Below are 2,431 nucleotides of genomic sequence, written 5' to 3' on the forward strand. Positions count from 1 at the left end.
ACGGGCTGCGCTGGCCTTGGCGGGCAGCAGGAGGGTAAATGAGCGCACCTCGGGGCATCGGCACCTGCAAGAACATCTCGATCAGGCCCAAGGACAAGCGCGCCGATGATCCCGGCTGGCTTGTCGGGATCACCGCCGGGGACCTGTGGCAATGGGCATGGCCGATCGCTGATCTCACCGCTTCGCCGGAGCGCACCGCCCTGGCCATCCAGGTCGAGTTCGCCGAGTACTTCAACGGCTACCGCCACGCTGACACCACCGCGTGGATGGCCACGCACATCGCCGAACGCACCGCCGCGCTGCTCGACGGGGATCGAGGCTGGCCATGACCACCACAACACCCACAGCGCCGCCACTGGATGCCGAGCTGGAGCGGTTACTCAAACGGATGCGGCTTCCCCATATCCGACGTGCCGCCCCGGAGCTTTTGGCCACCGCCAAAGCACAACGCTGGGACCCCGGCGAAGTCCTCAAAGCTCTTCTTGTCGAGGAAGTTTCCGGGCGGGAACGATCCGCGTTGGCAGCCCGCCGGACACGAGCAGCGTTTCCCACCGGCAAAACCTTCGCCGCCTGGGACCCGGCCCTGTCCTCCATCCCGGCCCCCACCCAGTCCGCGCTGCGAACCCTGGAATGGCTACACCGCCGGGAGAACCTGGTGGTCTGCGGACCCTCAGGCACCGACAAAACGTTTCTCCTTGAAGCCCTCGGGCAACACGCCGTCGAGTCCGGGCTGCATGTGGCCTGGTTCAGCCTCGAACAACTCGGCACCCTGCTGCGTCGGCACCGTGCCGACGACACCGTCACCAAGGCCATCGCCCGCATCCTGCGCGCCGACCTCGGCTGCGTCGATGACATCGGACTGTTGCCGGTCGGAGCCGATGCCGCCGAAGGCCGCTACCGGCTCGTCGACGCCGCATACGAGAAACGCTCCATTGCGCTGTCCAGCAATCTTCACCCCGCGGGATTCGACGAGCTAATGCCCAAGACAATGGCCACCGCCACCGTCGACCGGCTCCTACACCACGCCCATATCTGCCAAACCAGCGGCGAAAGCGTGCGACTGACCCAGGCCATGGCCGGCAAGGGGGTGAACGCCTTGACCTAGCCACCCACCAGGCACGTCTGATGGCCACCACCGGGCAGATCTCGTGGCCACCAGCGGGCAGTTTTACTGACCGCCACTGGGCAGTCCCTCATGTCCCTTGACACACCAATAAGGCGTTCACCAGCGTCTCCACCGCGTTGGTCTTGGTGACATTCTTGCCGAACAGTCGGCAAACCAACGCCACGGTCGTGCCGCGCAGCTTGGGCCGCTCCAAAGTGACCGGACCCGCCGTGGTCTCGACCCTCACCGGCCGATAGCCGTTACGTGACCCCGGCCGCGCATCCGGTGCCACTGCGCTGCGCTGGTAGCGATCGCGGCCCAGGAACCCGGTCACCTCGACCTGCAACGCGGCCTGCATCAGCAACTGCGCCCCCAGGCGGGCCACCTCCTCCAGAATCTCGGGCAACTCACGATCACAGGCGAACAACTCGTCGATCTTGGCGCGAACACGGCCGGTCGGAGATACTCGCCCAGGCACCGGCGTAGGTCCATTCTTCGACGACTTGGTAGGTCTCGAAACAGAACCCACGCCCGACCCCAATTACACCGGCTTCAGGACGCGACCGTGCCCAACACGGCATCGGATTCCGCACAGGCCGCGAACGCGGACTCTGCGTAGTTCAGCGTAGGAAATACCGAGCGCGAGTTCTCCATCGCTTGCGGGTCGAAAACACTGACCGCTGCGCCCTGCAGTTGCAGTTGTCCGGCGACATTGAGAGCCGGTGAGTCCCGGATATCGTCCGAATTCGGTTTGAACGCGCAGCCCAGCACACCAACCTTGGCCCCTAATAGTTCCCCTCCACAGACATCCCGTGTCACAGCGACCATCCGCATCCTTCTGCTCATATTGATGCTGTCGACTTCACGCAGAAAGGTCAGCAGGTGGTTTGCGCCCAGTTCTCCGGCGCATGCCATCAGCGCACGAATGTCTTTTGGAAGACACCCGCCACCGAAACCGATCCCCGCATTCAGAAATTTGCGTCCGATGCGGTCATCAAATCCGAGCGCATCCGCCAAAACGGTTACATCCGCATCGGCCACGTCGCAAACCTCGGATATCGCGTTGATAAACGATATCTTTGTCGCAAGAAACGCATTAGCCGCAGATTTGACTAATTCTGCGGTTGCCAAATCCGTCACCAGGAATGGCACATCCTGATCGAGTAATTGCGCATATACTTCCCGTGCGACACTCTCCGCTCGGCCGGATATTTGACTATCGACTCCTAGAACGACACGATCGGGGTGCAGTGTATCTTCGATCGCGAATCCTTCTCTTAGGAATTCCGGATTCCATGCGACCTCGACCGAATCCCCGGCGGGAGC

At 62.7% G+C, this 2,431-nt stretch carries 2 protein-coding genes and 2 pseudogenes; 2 read left to right on the forward strand and 2 right to left on the reverse strand.

Translation table 11 applies throughout. The features are described 5' to 3' along the window. Positions 1-38: 38 nt before the first annotated feature. On the forward strand, positions 39-329 hold the full coding sequence (locus tag ACK5M9_RS07260; RefSeq protein ID WP_416892505.1) for a hypothetical protein: 291 nt from the start codon (positions 39-41) through the stop codon (positions 327-329). Further along, a complete protein-coding gene (locus ACK5M9_RS07265; RefSeq protein ID WP_416892506.1) occupies positions 326-1,105 on the forward strand; it encodes an ATP-binding protein in 780 nt (259 codons plus the stop codon). The genes ACK5M9_RS07260 and ACK5M9_RS07265 overlap by 4 nt, the downstream gene beginning before the upstream one ends. Before the next feature lie 103 nt (positions 1,106-1,208). On the opposite strand, the pseudogene ACK5M9_RS07270 reads toward ACK5M9_RS07265, so the two are convergent. Continuing rightward, positions 1,209-1,583: pseudogene (locus ACK5M9_RS07270) on the reverse strand (transposase); the annotation flags it as partial. Between the two features lie 92 nt (positions 1,584-1,675). Beyond that, a pseudogene (locus ACK5M9_RS07275) lies at positions 1,676-2,431 on the reverse strand (nucleotide sugar dehydrogenase); the annotation flags it as partial.

The organism is Mycobacterium sp. (genome assembly GCF_047975165.1).
Taxonomy (GTDB): Bacteria; Actinomycetota; Actinomycetes; order Mycobacteriales; family Mycobacteriaceae; genus Mycobacterium.